This window comes from Burkholderia sp. BCC1208, from assembly GCF_902833095.1.
Classification (GTDB): Bacteria; Pseudomonadota; Gammaproteobacteria; order Burkholderiales; family Burkholderiaceae; genus Burkholderia.
In genome coordinates this window covers 272282-288390 of the sequence record NZ_CADFDY010000001.1, presented here as the reverse complement: position 1 = coordinate 288390, position 16109 = coordinate 272282, and the positions used below count along the sequence as shown (strand labels likewise).

The following is a 16109-nucleotide window of genomic DNA, read 5'->3' as shown; positions in this document are numbered from 1 at the left end:
GCTTCGAGCCAACGGGCCGGGCCCGTTCATGACGACGCAATACAGGATGGATGATGGTGTTCAGGAACCTGACGATTCGTGCGCGCATCGGTTTGACGATGGCGTTTCTGGCGGTACTGCTGGGTGTCACCGGCGTGCTCGGTCTGTACGGGATGACGCGTTCGAACGATTCGACGCGCGAGATTTTCACGAACCAGATGCCGAGCGCGGTCGACGTGTCGGTCGCGGAAATGTTCGCCGCGCGCGAACGCCTCGCGCTCGACCGCGCGGCGCTGCTGGCCGGCACGCCCGACGCGGCGGTCGCCGTCGAGCGCAGCCGCACGATGCGCACGCAGTCCGACGCGTGGTGGCAGAAGTACCTCGCGCTGCCGAGCGGCGCCGATGAGGACCGGCTCGCCCAGGACGTCGCCGCCCGGCGCAAGGTGCTGCAGGACACCTGCGACGCGTTCGCGAGTGCGATCGGCACGGGCGATCATGACCGGATCGGCGACGGCGCAAAGCAGCTTCAAGTGCGCTACAACGAGCTGGCCGTGGCCGGCGAAGCGCTGCGCAACTTCCAGTTCACCGATGCGCAGGCGAGCTTCAATCGCGCGGAATCGATGTTCGACACGTTACGCGTGCTGTTGATCGTCGTGCTGCTGGCTGGCGTTGCCGCCGCGGTGCTGTCGTGGCTGACGCTGAGCCGCGCGATCGGCCGCCCGATTACCGATGCGCTGTCACATTTCGACGCGATCGCCGCGGGCGACCTGCGCCGGCCGATCGTCGTTGACCGGCGTGACGAGATGGGGCGGTTGCTGGAAGGCCTCGCGAGGATGCAGCGCGGGCTCGTCGACACGGTGCGCACCGTGCGCGGCGGCAGCGAGTCGATCGCGACCGCGGCCCGCCAGATCGCGGCCGGCAACATCGACCTGTCGTCGCGTACCGAGGAACAGGCCGCCGCGCTGCAGGAAACCGCGTCGAGCATGGAGCAGCTGACCGGCACCGTGAAGCAGAATGCGGACAATGCGCGCCAGGCCAGCTCGCTGGCCGCGAATGCGTCCGACATTGCAAACAAGGGAAATACGGTGGTGGGCCAGGTGGTCGGCACGATGGGCGAAATCAACGACAGCTCGGCGAAAATCGCGGACATCATCGCGATCATCGAGGGAATCGCGTTCCAGACCAACATTCTTGCGCTGAATGCGGCCGTCGAAGCCGCGCGGGCGGGCGAGGAAGGCCGCGGCTTCGCGGTCGTCGCCGGCGAAGTGCGCAGCCTCGCGCAGCGTTCGTCGAGCGCGGCGAAGGAAATCAAGGCGCTGATCGACGCGTCGGTGGAGCGGATCCGGACCGGCTCGACGCTGGTCGACGAAGCCGGGCGCACGATGAACGACGTGATCGGCGCGGTCCAGCGCGTGACGGACATCATGGGCGAGATCGCGGCGGCGTCCGAGGAGCAGAGCGGCGGGATCGACCAGGTGGCGCGCGCGGTCGCGCAGATGGACGAGGTCACGCAGCAGAATGCGGCGCTCGTCGAGGAAGCCGCGGCCGCCGCGCAGTCGCTCGAGGAACAGGCGGCCCGCCTGCGCGAAACGGCGGCGGTATTCCAGCTCGACGACGAAGCGGCGCCCGCGGGCACCGCCGTTGCGGTGGCGCGGCACACGCCGCGTGCGCCTTCCGCGCCGGCGGCTGCGCCGGTACAGACTGCCGCGCGCATCGAACGCGATGCCGCGCCGAAACGCGCGGCCGCCGCGATGCCGGCGCGCAAGCCTGCCGCCGCATCGGCTGCGTCCGCACCCGCGCCGGCAGCCGCGACCGCCGGCGGCGACGACTGGGAGACGTTCTGATCCGCGCGCGCCGCGTATCTATCCCCATTTGGTGACGAACGACGCCCGCGATCCGCGGGCGTCGTCGTTTCTGCGACAGCCGAATGTGACAGCACGGACGATCGATCGGGCATCGGCACGTGCATCGCGCATCGCGCGTCTCGCACCGACGAATTCGCGCGGATGCGCTGCGTGCGCGTCATGTTCCCGCGTTCGTCGTACGGGTATGTCCGTAAGGGACTGCGAAAAAAATTTGTAACGGTGCGCGCGGCGTGTCATCGCACGCGGCCGCTCGAACGTATAGGGATGAAGGGGGGAAGTGGCGACGTCGGAGGTGTCCAACGCACGAGCCGTTTCGATGTTCGACGAGACGCGGCGGATGCAGTTTCTGCGGCTCGGGAGGTCAATTGTAAAACGACGAAATGCGTTGTCCAAGCGGTGTTGTCGAGAATGACGAACTTCATACGAAGAGTTCGTGAAAAAAAATAAGAAAGGGTTTAGGATGAATTCGAACGCGCTTGCTTCTGCGCAGTCGTACGAAGGCAGGCACGTCTTCAGACTCAGGCGAGGGAGGTAGCATGGATATTTACAGCAGCTTCGCGAACCGCTTCGAAAAAACGCGAGAGGAAGAGCTCTCGCTGGAGGAGTATCTCGCGCTCTGCAAGAACGATCCATCCGCGTATGCGACGGCGGGTGAACGCATGCTGGAAGCAATCGGGGAACCTGAACAGATCGATACCCGCAACGACCCGCGCCTGTCGCGGATCTTCGCGAACAAGGTCATCAAGGTGTATCCGGCATTCCGTGAGTTCTACGGAATGGAGGAGGTGATCGAGCAGGTGGTCGCGTATTTCCGCCACGCTGCGCAAGGTCTTGAAGAGAAGAAGCAGATCCTCTATCTGCTGGGCCCGGTGGGCGGCGGCAAGTCGTCGATCGCCGAGCGTCTGAAGCAACTGATGGAGCGCGTGCCGTTCTATGCGCTGAAGGGCTCGCCCGTCAACGAATCGCCGCTCGGGCTGTTCGACTACGACGAGGATGGTCCGATCCTCGAGGAACAGTACGGCATTCCACGCCGCTACCTGAAAAGCATCCTGAGTCCGTGGGCCGTCAAGCGCCTGCACGAATACAACGGCGACATCCGCCAGTTCCGCGTGGTGCGACGCTATCCGTCGATCCTGCGGCAGGTCGGCATCGCGAAGACGGAGCCGGGCGACGAGAACAATCAGGACATCTCGTCGCTGGTCGGCAAGGTCGATATCCGCAAGCTCGAACAGTACGCGCAGGACGATGCCGACGCATACAGCTACTCGGGCGGCCTGTGCCTCGCGAACCAGGGCCTGCTCGAATTCGTCGAAATGTTCAAGGCGCCGATCAAGGTGCTGCACCCGCTGCTGACCGCCACGCAGGAAGGCAACTTCAAGGGCACCGAAGGGTTCGGCGCGATTCCGTTCGACGGCGTGATTCTTGCCCACTCGAACGAATCGGAGTGGAAGGCCTTCCGCAACAACCGCAACAACGAGGCACTGCTCGACCGGATCTTCGTCGTGAAGGTGCCGTACTGCCTGCGCGTGTCGGAAGAGATCAAGATCTACGAGAAGCTGATCCGCAATTCGTCGCTGGCCGAAGCCGTGTGCGCGCCGGGCACGCTGAAGATGATGTCGCAGTTCTCGGTGCTGTCGCGCCTGCACGAGCCGGAGAATTCGAGCCTGTTCTCGAAGATGCAGGTGTACGACGGCGAAAACCTGAAGGACACCGATCCGAAGGCGAAGTCGTACCAGGAGTATCGCGACTACGCGGGCGTCGACGAAGGGATGACCGGCGTATCGACGCGCTTCGCGTTCAAGATCCTGTCGCGCGTGTTCAACTTCGATACGAGCGAGGTCGCGGCCAACCCGGTGCATCTGATGTACGTGCTCGAACAGCAGATCGAACGCGAGCAGTTCCCGCCGGAGACCGAGCAGAAGTACCTGTCTTTCGTGAAGGACGTGCTCGCGTCGCGCTACGCGGAGTTCATCGGCAAGGAGATCCAGACGGCGTATCTCGAATCGTATTCGGAATACGGCCAGAACATCTTCGATCGCTACGTCACGTATGCGGACTTCTGGATCCAGGATCAGGAATTCCGCGACCACGACACGGGCGAGAGCTTCGACCGCGCCGCGCTGAACGCGGAGCTGGAGAAGATCGAAAAGCCGGCCGGGATCAGCAATCCGAAGGATTTCCGCAACGAGATCGTGAATTTCGTGTTGCGCGCACGGGCGGCGAACGCCGGCAAGAACCCCGTGTGGACGAGCTACGAGAAGTTGCGTGTCGTGATCGAGAAGAAGATGTTCTCGAACACCGAGGAACTGTTGCCGGTGATTTCGTTCAACGCCAAGGGTTCGGCGGAGGAGCAGCGCAAGCATGAGGACTTTGTGAACCGGATGGTCGCGAAGGGCTATACGCCGAAGCAGGTGAGGCTGCTTTGCGACTGGTACCTGCGCGTGCGCAAGTCGTCATGACACGCGCGGTATCGCGCCCGGACGGCGAGTCCGTACGGGCGCTTTCAGAGGCGCCGCCCGCATGACGGCAGACGGCATGCGCGGCGAGTGCCCCGGCAGATCGACTTTCGAGCGGGAGACCGGGAGTGCTTCATCAAATCATCGACCGCAGGCTGGCCGGCAAGAACAAGAGCATCGCCAATCGCGAACGCTTTCTGCGTCGCGTCAAGAACTACATTCGTCGTGCCGTGTCCGACGCGGTGCGCGACCGTAGCATCAAGGATATCCAGAGCACGCAGAGCATCACGATCCCGCGCAAGGACATCGCGGAGCCGAATTTCCGGCACGCGCCGGGCGGGCGTCGTGAATACGTGCACCCCGGCAACGAGGACTACGTGCGCGGCGACAAGATTCCGCGTCCGCAGGGCGGCTCGGGCGGCGGCGGCAGTCAGGCGAGCAACGAGGGCGAAGGGCAGGACGATTTCGTGTTCGAGCTGTCGCGCGACGAGTTCATGCAGTACTTCTTCGACGATCTCGAGCTACCGCGCCTCGTGAAGACGCACCTGCTGACGGTGCCGAGCTGGAAGAACGTGCGCGCGGGCTGGTCGGCGGAAGGCACGCCGAACAACATCGACGTCGTACGTTCGCTGCGCAGCGCGCTCGGCCGGCGCATCGCGCTCGGCTCGCCGCTCGTCAACGAGCTGCGCGAGCTCGAGGCGCAGCTCGAGGCGCTGAAGAGCGACCCCGAAGACCGTCGCGCGGAAATCGCGACGCTCGAGGCCGAGATTCATCACCTGAAAGGGCGCATCTGGCGGATTCCGTTCATCGATCCGTTCGATCTGCGCTACGTCAACCGCGTGAAGCAGCCGCAACCGTCGAGCCAGGCCGTGATGTTCTGCCTGATGGACGTGTCGGGCTCGATGGACGAGCAGCGCAAGGATCTCGCGAAGCGCTTCTTCATCCTGCTTTACCTGTTCCTCAAGCGTAACTACGAGCGCATCGAAGTGGTGTTCATCCGTCACCACACGCGCGCCGAGGAAGTCGACGAAGATACCTTCTTCCATTCGACCGAAAGCGGCGGCACGGTCGTGTCGAGCGCGCTCGAACTGATGCGCAAGGTGATGAGCGAACGCTACTCGCCGACCGAGTGGAACATCTACGGCGCGCAGGCGTCCGACGGCGACAACTGGACTGACGATTCGCCCAAGTGTCGCAAAATCCTGGAAGAGGATATCCTCACTCAGACGCGTTACTTCGCGTATATCCAGGTCGCGCCGGAAGAGCAGAACCTGTGGCTGGAATACGCGCAACTGGCCCTGTCGCAACCGCATCTCGCGATGAAAAAAGTGGAATCGGCTGCGGACATTTACCCGGTGTTTCGCGAATTGTTCGAAAAGCAGGTGGAAATGTCATGACGACCCGCCATCTGCACAACGAGTCGCGCGGCTACGAGCCGCGTCCTTCCGGCGACGACACGGCCGGCCCTGCCGCACCGCAGCAACGCGTGCAGGCCGAGACGCCGCCGCCGGCCGCCGACTTGCCCGGTTCCGGGCAAAAGGAAGCGCGTATGAACGTTGCCGAACGCAAGCCGCTGCCGTGCCCGTCCGACTGGACGTTCGAATTGCTCGAGGAATACGACACGCACATCTCGCAGGTCGCCGAACAATACGAGCTCGACATCTACCCGATCCAGCTCGAACTGATCAGCGCCGAGCAGATGATGGATGCGTATGCGTCGGTCGGGATGCCCGTCAACTACCGTCACTGGTCGTTCGGCAAGCACTTCCTCGCGACCGAAAAGAGCTACCGCCGCGGCCAGATGGGCCTGGCCTACGAAATCGTCATCAATTCGAACCCGTGCATCGCGTATCTGATGGAAGAGAACACGATGACGATGCAGGCGCTCGTCATCGCGCACGCGGCGTACGGGCACAACTCGTTCTTCAAGGGCAACTACCTGTTCCGGCTGTGGACCGACGCGCACGCGATCATCGACTATCTCGTGTACGCGAAGAACTACGTCGCGGAATGCGAGGAGCGCTACGGCCTCGATCGCGTCGAGGAACTGCTCGACTCGTGCCATGCGCTGATGAACTACGGCGTCGACCGTTACAAGCGGCCGCAGAAACCGTCGCTGTCGAAGGAAGCGGCGCTGCGGCGCGAGCGCGAGGCGTACCTGCAGTCGCAGGTCAACGAACTGTGGCGCACGCTGCCGGGCAAGAAGCCCGAGCTGACGGAGGAGCAGGAAGACCGCTATCCGCCCGAGCCGCAGGAGAACCTGCTGTATTTCGCGGAGAAGAATGCGCCGCTGCTCGAACCGTGGGAGCGGGAAGTGATCCGCATCGTGCGCAAGATCGGCCAGTATTTCTACCCGCAGCGGCAGACGCAGGTGATGAACGAAGGCTGGGCGACGTTCTGGCACTACACGCTGCTCAACACGCTGTACAACCAGGGGAAGCTGGAAGACGGCTTCATGATGGAGTTCCTGCATTCGCACAGCAACGTGGTCTACCAGCCGCCCGTCACGAAGCCGTACTACAGCGGGATCAACCCGTATGCGCTCGGGTTCTCGATGATGAGCGACATCCGAAGGATCTGCGAGGCGCCGACGGAGGAGGACTACAAGTGGTTTCCGGAGATCGCGGGCACGCCGTGGCTGCCGGCGATGCACTACGCGATGCGCAACTTCAAAGACGAGAGCTTCATCGCGCAGTATCTGTCGCCGAACCTGATTCGCGAGATGCGGCTCTTCTCGGTGCTCGACGACGACATGCGCGATTCGCTCGAGGTATCGGCGATCCACGACGAATCCGGCTACCAGTACGTGCGGCAGGCGTTGTCGCGGCAGTACGACATCCATCACCGCGAGCCGAACATCCAGGTCTGGGCCGTCAACACGCGCGGCGACCGCAGCCTCACGCTGCGTCACTTCATGACCGACAACCGCCACCTGTCGAACGACAGCGAGGAAGTGCTCAAGCACATGGCGCGGCTCTGGCAGTTCGACGTGTATCTGGAAAGCGTCGACGAGGCCGGCACCGTGCGCAAGCGCTACGAGTGCCGCTACGTGCCGCCGGAAGTGCGCGTGTGATCGGTCGCGGTCGAAATGTTTGCATCGGACGCCAGCCTGGGGGCTGGCGTTTTCATATGACGAACGCCTAGCGGGAGAAAAATTTTCTACATCCGGACGAACCCGGAGCGCTTGTTACTTTACATTTCGCTAAAATCCCGTAGCGCCAAGCACCGGAACCGGTGCCACGTGCGACCGCACGCGGCGGCCCCAGCCGTCTCGCCCAGAAAGTACTAAAAGGAACAGACCAATCCATGGACGTCCAGACCGACCAAGCTGCGCTGTCCGCGCAAGATACCCGGCGGCGCGTGTTCGCCATCGTCGGCGCCTCATCGGGCAACCTCGTCGAGTGGTTCGACTTCTACATCTACTCGTTCTGCGCGCTGTACTTCGCGCCGGCTTTCTTCCCGAGCGGCAACACGACGACGCAGCTGCTGAACACGGCCGGCGTGTTCGCGGCCGGCTTCCTGATGCGGCCGATCGGCGGCTGGCTGTTCGGCCGCATCGCCGACCGTCACGGCCGTCGCGCGGCGATGATGATCTCGGTGCTGATGATGTGCGGCGGCTCGCTCGTGATCGCGGTGCTGCCGACCTATGCGCAGATCGGCGCGCTCGCGCCGGCGCTGCTGCTGGTCGCGCGCCTGTTCCAGGGCCTGTCGGTGGGCGGCGAGTACGGTACGAGCGCGACCTACATGAGTGAAGTGGCGCTGAAGGGCCGTCGCGGCTTCTTCGCGTCGTTCCAGTACGTGACGCTGATCGGCGGCCAGCTGTGCGCGCTGCTGGTGCTCGTGATCCTGCAGCAGACGCTGTCGACCGCCGAGCTGAAAGCGTGGGGCTGGCGCGTTCCGTTCGTGGTCGGCGCGGCGGCCGCGCTGATCTCGCTGTACCTGCGAAAGTCGCTCGACGAGACGTCGACGAGTGCATCGCGCGACAAGAAGGATGCCGGCACGATCCGCGGCGTGTGGCAGCACAAGGGCGCGTTCTTCACGGTGGTCGGCTTCACGGCCGGCGGCTCGCTGATCTTCTACACGTTCACGACGTACATGCAGAAGTACCTCGTGAACACGGCCGGCATGCAGGCGAAGACGGCCAGCAACGTGATGACCGTCGCGCTGCTCGTCTACATGCTGATGCAGCCGGTGTTCGGCGCGCTGTCGGACAAGATCGGCCGCCGCACGTCGATGATCCTGTTCGGTTCGTTCGCGGTGATCGGCACGGTGCCGCTGATGCATGCGCTGAAGGACGTGACGAGCCCCGTGGCCGCGTTCGTGCTGATCACGGTTGCGCTGGCGATCGTCAGCTTCTACACGTCGATCAGCGGCCTCATCAAGGCCGAGATGTTCCCGCCGGAAGTGCGCGCGATGGGCGTGGGCCTGTCGTACGCGGTGGCGAACGCGATCTTCGGCGGCTCGGCCGAGTACGTCGCGCTGTGGTTCAAGTCGATCGGCAGCGAGGAAACCTTCTACTGGTACGTGACCGTGCTGTGCGCGATCTCGCTGATCGTGTCGTGGCGGATGCGCGATCCGAGCAAGGAAGGGTATCTGCGCCACGAGCCGTGATCGGCCGCGCGTCGCGCGTACCTGCACGATGACGAACGTCCCGCCGGTTGGCGGGACGTTTTTTTTGCGGCGTGCGATGACGCGCGCGGCGGCATCCGCCGTTCGCCCGAGGCGTGCGGCGTGAGCATGCCGCGTCATATCGATATGGAAATCGATTCGTTGTCCGCGGCGCGCGATGTCCTTAATCTGGCTGTGTAGTTCGTGTGACACCTCCTTGACTGGGATTCGCGCCCGCTGCGTGCAGCGGGCGTTTTTTTATCCCGGCTCCGTCGGCTGGTGTCGCCACGTTCTCGTGACGGGACGCGAAATATAATGGCGCTCGCGCGGCTTGCGCGCGGCAACCCATACCAAGATCCCCATGAGAGAACAACGACATCCGATGCCGTGGCTGACGATTCTGCTGGCCGTCGTCAATGCGGTCGTCTTCCTGCTGATGTGGCGGCAAGCGTCGTATGGCCCGCTATCGAACGGGCTACTGCTCGACTGGGGCGCGAACTTCGCGCCCTATACACTCACCGGGCAGCCGTGGCGGCTGCTGACCAGTGCGTTCCTGCATGGCGGCTGGATGCATCTCGCGCTGAACCTGTACATGCTCGTCGTGCTCGGCACCGTGCTCGAACGCGTCGGCGGAACGTTGCGATTCGGCGTCGCATACTTGCTGTCCGCACTCGGCGGCTCGTTGCTGAGCGCGCTGTGGCACGGTTATCACGAGGTCGGCGGCGCCAGCCTCGCGTTCGGCGTCGCGCTTCAGACGAGCGGCATCAAGCCGGTCGTGAGCGTCGGCGCGTCGGGCGCGCTGATGGGGCTGGCCGGTGCGGCCGCGGCCTTCGCGTTGCGCCGCGCGCGCGAAGGCGGGAACGACGCGCCGGTCGTGATCAACCTCGGCGCGGTCGGGCAGGTGATCGCGATCAATCTGCTGTCGGGCTTCTTCATCGGCGGCATCGACCAGGCCGCGCATCTCGGCGGCGTGATCGCCGGCTTCGTCGCCGGCTGGCTGATCTACGGGGCCGGCCGGTCGGGGCAGGTCCGCGGCGGTGTCGTCGTGCCGCTCGTGCTCGCGGTGCTCGGCAGCGTCGCGATGCTGTTCGCCGCGCAGCGGGCCGGCAGCGAGGAATTGCAGGCATGGCGCGTCGAGATGGATCGAGAGATGGCGCACGATGCCGCACAGCGTCAGGCGAAACGGCAGGCGGCCGCGATCGACGCGCAGATCCGCGACGACGAGCAGCATCGTCCCGCGCCGGTGTCGGCCGAGCAGGCCGCCGGCACGGTCGTGCCGGTCGGCAAGTCGCCGTACGCGATGGTGCTCGGCGCAACCGGCAAGCGCCTGTACGTGACCGACATCGACGCGAACACGCTCGTCGTCGTCGACGTCGACCGACGCGCGGTCGTGCGCACGATCGCGGGCGAGCCGTTCAAGACGGGGCTCGACGGCTGCCCGGGCAATATGTGCCGCGGGCGCGGCGCGAGCGGCGTGTACGTGAGTCCGGACGAGCGCTACGCCTATGTCGCGTCGATGCGCGAGAACGGGCTCGTACGCATCGACCTGAACAGCGGGGCGATCGTCGACGGCGTGGCGCTTGGCCGGTTTCCGCGCGCGATCGTCGCGTCCGCGTCGAACGACAGGCTCTACGTGCTGAACAGCCTGGACGACACGATCTCCGTCGTCAGCCTCGCGCATTGGCCGCAGGTCGTCGCGACGCTGCCGCTCGGCGAGCACGACGCGGCGGGCGTCGAGTTCGGCCGGGCGCTGTCGATGTGGTTGTCGCCCGATGGCCGGCGACTGTATGCATACGCAATGCAGAAGAGCGCGATCGTTGCGTTCGATACGGCGACGAATGCGCCGGTCCAGACCTATCCGGTCGACCAGGATTTCATTCAGGCGACGCCGGGCGCGAACGGCGCGGGAACGTGGTTCTACAACGCGTCGGCGGTGCAGTGGCGCGACGCGTCGAGCCTCACCGCGCGCGGCAGCTATCCGGTCTGCCAGACGTCGATGCACGGCTTCGACGGCAACGGCGACGGCACGCTGATCGCGGTGACCGGATACGACGGCAAGCCGTTGCGCGTGATCAAGACCGCGACGCGCCGCACGGTCGGCGAATTTCCGGTCACGGCCGGCGTGTCGCAAACAATCTTCGCACCGGATCGCCGTACGCTGTTTGCCCTCGGCGCATCGGGCACGCTGTCGTTCCTGAGCATGGACCGTTCGCTCGACTACCTGCGGGACGATGGCGACGGCGAATTCCTGTGTGCGGTGTCCGCCGCGGACGGCACGGAGGACGGCGGCGAGTGACCGGGAGCGCGGCCCGGCGCGATGAACGCGCGCGGCAAATGCGTCCCGTGCCTCATCACGAAACCCGCAGAGCAAAGCACCATTTGTTGGTTCGGATTCGCCGCACGCGCTGATACGTTAGCGGCTTCGCGACGACACACTCCGTCGCGATGTTTTTCGAACCGGGCCGCCGCGCGATCCGCGGCGGCCTTCATAACAAATCAGGTCGTGCTCATGAAAATCAACACGCTCGCTGCGTGGCTCGTCGGGGTCGCGCTCGTTACCGCAGGCACCGTCGCGCATGCGGACCGTCTCGACGACATCAAGAAGGCCGGCGTGCTGCGCGTCGCGACGTTCGACAGCAACCCGCCGTTCGGCTATGTCGACGCGAAAAGCAACCGTATCGTCGGTCTCGACGTCGATTACGCGAAGGCGCTGGCCGACAAGCTCGGCGTGAAGCTGCAACTGCAACCGACCAACCCCGCGAACCGCATCCCGTTCCTGACGTCCGGCAAGGTCGACCTCGTGCTCGCGAATTTCACGATCACCGATGAGCGCGCGAAGCAGGTCGACTTCAGCATTCCGTATTTCTCGTCGGGCCAGCAGTTTCTCGCGAAGAAGGGCGTGCTGAAATCGGCCGACCAACTGAATGGCCTGCGCGTCGGCGCAGACAAGGGCACGACCAACGAGATCACGCTGCGCGAGAAATTCCCCAAGGCGACGATCGTCGCGTACGACGACACGCCGTTCGCGTTCGCCGCGCTGCGCGCCGGCAACGTGCAGGCGATCACGCAGGACGGCCCGAAGCTGATCGGCCTGCTCGCGAACGTGCCCGACAAGCAGAACTACGAGATCCCGGCGTTCACGATCTCGAACGACTACATGGGCGTCGGCGTGCCGAAGGGCGAGACGCGCCTGCTCGGCTTCGTCAACGACACGCTGAAGGGGCTCGAGGCGAACGGTCGCGCCGTGCAGATCTACGACGCATGGTTCGGGCCGACGACGAAAACGCCGCTCACGCGCATTTTCCGTATCGGCGACAAGACCTGAGCGGTCCCGCACGTGCGCCGCGATCGGCCTGAACATCGGCCGTGCGGCGCTTTTCGTTTTCATCAGAACGTGCGCTTCGTACGCACGCCACGGCATGCTCGGCTTGGCTCCCAAATATCTGTCCTGGCTCTGGCAGGGCTTCCTGCTGACACTCGGCCTCGCGGCCGCGTCGGCCGTCGCCGCGACCGTTGGCGGGCTAGTGCTCGCCGTGATGCGGCATGCGCGCGGCAGGGCGCCGTGCACGGTCGCCGCCGCATACGTCGTCGCGTTTCGCAACACGCCGCTGCTCGTGCAGTTGCTGTTCTGGTATTTCGGCGTCGCGTCGTTGCTGCCCGATACGTGGATCGCGTGGCTCAACGCGCGCCATGCGGTGAGCGCGGGCGCCTTCACGCTCGCGTGGCCGTCGTTCGAATTCGTCGCGGGCTGGGTCGGCTTGAGCGCCTATACGGCTGCCTTCGTCGCCGAGGAATGCGAAGCCGGCCTGCGCGGCGTGCGACGTGCGCAACACGATGCGGCAGCCGCACTCGGCCTCACGCCGATGCAGTCGCTGCGCTACGTGGTGCTGCCGCAGGCCGTGCGCATCGCACTGCCGCCGCTGTTCGGCCAATACATGAATCTCGTGAAGAACTCGTCGCTCGCGATGGCGATCGGCGTCGCCGAGCTGTCGTATGCGTCGCGGCAGGTCGAGACCGAAACGTTCAAGACGTTCGCCGCGTTCGGCGTCGCGACACTGCTGTACGTCGCGGCGGTGGCCGCGATCGAGGCCGGGGCGTATGCGGCCACGCAATGGCGCGACCGGCTCGGAGCGGGGCGCTGACGATGGACCTTTCGCTGCTCCTCTCCAATTTGCCGTACCTGCTCGTCGGCGCGTTTCCGGACGGCCCGCTCGGCGGCGCCGCGCTGTCGCTGCTGCTGGCGCTCGCGTCCGCGATCGCGTCGGCCGTGCTCGGCGTGACGCTCGGCGTCGCGATGGCGCTTGCACGCGGCCCGGCGCGCGTGCTGCTGCTCGCGTTCATCGGCTTCTTTCGCGCGATTCCGGTGCTGATGCTGATTTTCTGGACGTATTTCCTGGTGCCCGTGCTACTGCACATGGACGTGCCGGGGCTCGCGACGGTCGTGTGCGCGCTGGCGCTGATCGGCGGCGCGTATCTCGCGCATGCGGTGCATGCGGGGATCGTCGCGGCGGGCGACGGGCAATGGCAGGCCGGGCTGTCGCTCGGGCTCACGCGCTGGCAGACGGTGCGCTACGTGCTGCTGCCGCAGGCGATCCGGATCATGACGCCTTCGTTCGTCAACCAGTGGGTCGCGCTCGTGAAGGACACGTCGCTCGCGTATATCGTCGGCGTGCCGGAACTGTCGTTCGTCGCGACGCAGGTGAACAACCGGCTGATGGTGTATCCGGCGCCGATCTTCCTGTTCGTCGCGGTGATCTATCTGGTGCTGTGCACGTCGCTCGACGGCGCGGCGCGGTGGTTGTTGTCGCGTCGCCCGCGTGCGCAACGCGCGGCGCAGGCGACGGTCGAGTACACGGAACCGGCGCGGTGACGGTGCGCCGCCGCGCGCGGCGCGTGCGTCACGACGCCGAGTAGTGCGTGTCGAAGACGGCGCGCAGCGTCGACGGACCGGTGGCGAAATCGCCCCACAGCGGCCCGTCGTTCTGCGCGAACGCGAACGGCGTCGTACTGATCGACGCGAGGCGGAAGCGCCATTGAGCGGCTTCCTGGCGGAACGCGGTGAGCTGCATGTCGGACAGCGCCGTCTGCGCGCTCGCGAGCGTGACGAGCGGGTCGACCGGCTCGTTCGCGACACGCACCTCGAAATGCAGGTGCGGGCCCGTTGCGGCGCCGGTCATCCCGACCGAGCCGATGCGCTGGCCTTGCTTCACCGTTTCGCCGGTCTTGAGCCCGTGAGCGAACGCGGACAGGTGCGCGTAGTAAGTCGAATAGCCGTCCGCATGATCGACGATCACATAGCGACCGTAGCCGCCCGGATCCGTGCCGACGAACGACACGACGCCGTCGGCCGCCGCATCGACCGGCGTGCCGCTCGGCGCGGCTAGATCGACGCCCGTATGGAACGCCATCGCCTGCGACAGCGGATGGATGCGCTCGCCGAAGAACGAGCTGATGCGCGTCCACTTGACCGGCATCGTGAACGCGGCGGCTTCGAGCGGCGAGCCGTCGAGCGTGTAGTACGCACCGTGCTCGGCGCCCGGCGCGCGGAACCAGATCGCGCCGAACGTGCGCCCGGCGACGCGCAGCTCGAGCGCGGTGAGGCGCGGCGTGCCGTCGTTCGTGTCGAACGCGAGGCGGTAATAGTCGCCGCGCTGCGCACTCGCGCGCATCGCAACCTTGCCGGTGACGAGATCGCCGAGCTGGATACGCACTTCGGGCGGCACATCGAGACGGTTCAGTGTGTCGGACAGCGTGAGGTCGATGTCGCCCGCGCGCATCCCTTGCTGGTGTTCGGGCGACGCGAACTGGAACAGGCTCGCGTAGCCGAGCATGTCGTTGCGATGCGCGCTGAGCGGCGCGAACAGGCCCGGCTGCAGGCTGCGATCGCTGCGATCGACGTGTTCGTTGCGCTCGCCGATCGTGCGGGCGAGCTCGCTCGCCACGAAATGCTGCGCGGTGGGAAACGGCGTATCGGACAGCACGCGCTGCGGCAGCGCGGCCGTGCCCGAGTCGACGGCGCCCGGGAGTTGCGACACGGCCGGCAGCGCGGCGGCGAGGCCGAATGCGGCGAGGGCGCCGAGCACGGCGGCCGGCACGAGCGCGCGCACGGCGCGCTGCGCGCGACCGGGCGCGACGGCGTCAGGGGTTGCGACAGACTTGACCAAGGTGTCCACATCCAGGAAAGCGGTTCAAAGGGGTGTGGGCGGGGGCCGCCGGCGGCACATCGTCGAACGGCGACGGGGCGGGCGGCGGGCGTGCAACAAAACAGGCCCCGCCAGGGGCCTGTGTCGTTTCCGTTCGACCCAACGCGCGGGGCGGGCCCGCTTCGAACGGCGGCGTGCATACCGGGTCGAACCCGGTTATCACGAAGACGCTAAAGAAAGATGACAGCGTCAGTCTACCGATGTTCCGCGAAACGTTAAAAATTTTAAAGGGGGTCAGCTCATTCGTTTCGCAGTGCGGTAAGTTGGGTTAAATCAGCATTTGTTACGACGATTTTCGTCAAGCCGGCAATTTTTGCGCGCGTCGGCGCAGGGCGGCGGAGGTGCGGACGGCGTCGAAACCGGCGTCGAGCATCGCCTCCGCGTCGTTCCACAGGTTGCCGCGCAGCCGGTTGGTCCAGATCATCGACGCGAACACGCCTTCGAGCAGCGACACGAGATAGACGGCGGCCAGATGCACGTCGAGATCGGCGGCGACTTCGCCGGCCGCGATCGCGCGACGCAGCAGCGCCTTGGTGATGCGCAGCATCTGCAGCTCGAGCAGCATGCGGCGCCGTTGCAGCGCGCCGTTTTCCTCGCTCTGCTCGCACTTCGTATAGAGAATCACGAGCACGCGCTGCATGGGGCCCGGCTCGCCGCATTCCTGCAGGTAGTGCGACGCGGCGCGCCGCAGCGTCGCGAACGGCGGCAGGCCGTCGCCCGCATCGAAACCTTCCGAGGTGCGCGCGAACGCGCGATCGCACATCGCCAGACACACTTCCATCTTGTTGCGGTAGTGGCCGTAGACGGCGCCCCGCGACATCCCGGCGGCCTCGGCGAGGTCCGCCATCGCGGTTTGCGCGACGCCTCGCTCGAGCAGCACGAGCTCGGCGGCGTCGAGGATCCGGTGCTTGATGGCGAGCGATTCTTCCCGGGTCTTGCGGGCCATGTCGTGAAGTTCCTTACAGTTCGCTGTCGTTTTATTGAGACAATGCGGGGGC

The 16109-nt window shown here is 65.5% G+C and carries 11 protein-coding genes; 9 read left to right on the top strand and 2 right to left on the bottom strand.

Annotation, left to right across the window (positions count from 1 at the left end; all coding sequences use genetic code 11):
* The first annotated feature begins 53 nt into the window (after positions 1 to 53).
* From HWX09_RS01240 to HWX09_RS01200, 9 genes are all read left to right on the top strand, one after another.
* The gene (locus HWX09_RS01240; RefSeq protein ID WP_027784390.1) at positions 54 to 1823 is read left to right on the top strand and encodes a methyl-accepting chemotaxis protein; all 1770 of its coding nucleotides are present in this window, start codon (positions 54 to 56) and stop codon (positions 1821 to 1823) included.
* Positions 1824 to 2380: 557 nt separating this feature from the next.
* Positions 2381 to 4303: a PrkA family serine protein kinase gene (locus HWX09_RS01235; RefSeq protein ID WP_027784391.1), complete on the top strand. Its 1923-nt coding sequence runs from the start codon at positions 2381 to 2383 to the stop codon at positions 4301 to 4303.
* Between the two features lie 125 nt (positions 4304 to 4428).
* Positions 4429 to 5697 (top strand): YeaH/YhbH family protein, encoded by a 1269-nt coding sequence (locus tag HWX09_RS01230; protein WP_027784392.1) that lies wholly within the window; start codon positions 4429 to 4431, stop codon positions 5695 to 5697.
* On the top strand, positions 5694 to 7373 hold the full coding sequence (locus tag HWX09_RS01225; protein ID WP_027784393.1) for a SpoVR family protein: 1680 nt from the start codon (positions 5694 to 5696) through the stop codon (positions 7371 to 7373). The genes HWX09_RS01230 and HWX09_RS01225 overlap by 4 nt, the downstream gene beginning before the upstream one ends.
* 233 nt (positions 7374 to 7606) lie before the next feature.
* A complete protein-coding gene (locus HWX09_RS01220) occupies positions 7607 to 8911 on the top strand; it encodes an MFS family transporter (protein WP_027784394.1) in 1305 nt (434 codons plus the stop codon).
* Between the two features lie 358 nt (positions 8912 to 9269).
* Positions 9270 to 11204, top strand: a complete 1935-nt coding sequence (locus HWX09_RS01215) for a rhomboid family intramembrane serine protease (RefSeq protein ID WP_027784395.1) — start codon at positions 9270 to 9272, stop codon at positions 11202 to 11204.
* Between the two features lie 213 nt (positions 11205 to 11417).
* A complete protein-coding gene (locus HWX09_RS01210) occupies positions 11418 to 12233 on the top strand; it encodes an ABC transporter substrate-binding protein (protein ID WP_027784396.1) in 816 nt (271 codons plus the stop codon).
* Positions 12234 to 12327: 94 nt separating this feature from the next.
* A complete protein-coding gene (locus tag HWX09_RS01205) occupies positions 12328 to 13050 on the top strand; it encodes an amino acid ABC transporter permease (RefSeq protein WP_027784397.1) in 723 nt (240 codons plus the stop codon).
* Between the two features lie 2 nt (positions 13051 to 13052).
* The gene (locus HWX09_RS01200; protein WP_027784398.1) at positions 13053 to 13778 is read left to right on the top strand and encodes an amino acid ABC transporter permease; all 726 of its coding nucleotides are present in this window, start codon (positions 13053 to 13055) and stop codon (positions 13776 to 13778) included.
* Between the two features lie 28 nt (positions 13779 to 13806).
* Here HWX09_RS01200 and HWX09_RS01195 read toward each other — a convergent pair whose 3' ends face one another.
* Both HWX09_RS01195 and HWX09_RS01190 read right to left on the bottom strand, forming a co-directional pair.
* Positions 13807 to 15072: a M23 family metallopeptidase gene (locus HWX09_RS01195; RefSeq protein WP_027784399.1), complete on the bottom strand. Its 1266-nt coding sequence runs from the start codon at positions 15070 to 15072 to the stop codon at positions 13807 to 13809.
* A gap of 337 nt (positions 15073 to 15409) precedes the next feature.
* The gene (locus HWX09_RS01190) at positions 15410 to 16057 is read right to left on the bottom strand and encodes a TetR family transcriptional regulator (RefSeq protein WP_027784400.1); all 648 of its coding nucleotides are present in this window, start codon (positions 16055 to 16057) and stop codon (positions 15410 to 15412) included.
* Positions 16058 to 16109 lie beyond the last annotated feature (52 nt).